Source organism: Psychrobacter sp. 1Y4 (genome assembly GCF_051847555.1).
This window is the reverse complement of record NZ_JBPYDE010000833.1, coordinates 1-600: the sequence shown is the minus strand read 5'-3', so window position 1 is coordinate 600 and position 600 is coordinate 1. Positions and strand designations below refer to the sequence as shown.

General features: G+C 42.2%; 1 protein-coding gene. It reads right to left on the bottom strand.

The genetic code is table 11. The features are described 5' to 3' along the window. The coding region (locus ACS8FC_RS19125; RefSeq protein ID WP_439297951.1) for a GTP-binding protein at positions 1–600 on the bottom strand (600 nt) is incomplete at both ends.

Sequence of the window (600 nt, the reverse complement as noted above, 5' to 3'; positions counted from 1 at the left end):
ATGCTTCAACATTATTAGGATCACAAATCGTATCTGAGATATTAAGTGCATCGATACCCGTGATACAAACGATATCACCAGCCTGTGCATCTTCAACATCAATACGATCAAGGCCATGGTAGCCCATGATTTTTAGGATACGACCGTTACGTGTCTTACCATGCTTATCAATGACAGTAACTGGTGTATTAACTTTCACTTTACCGCGCTGGATACGACCAATACCGATAACACCAACGAAGCTGTTGTAATCAAGGCTTGATATTTGCATACGGAATGGTGCGTCTGCATCAACCTGTGGTGGTTGTACAACATCAACAATAGTTTTAAATAGTGGCGTCATGTCATCAGCTAAATCGTCTGCTTCCAAACCTGCAATACCATTTAACGCTGATGCATAAACCACTGGGAAATCAAGCTGCTCATCAGTTGCACCTAGATTATCGAACAAATCAAAAATTTGATCCATTACCCAATCAGGGCGTGAGCCAGGACGGTCAATTTTATTGATAACAACAATCGGCTTTAGACCTTGCTCAAATGCTTTTTGCGTTACAAAACGAGTCTGAGGCATCGGGCCATCGACAGCGTCAACAACCA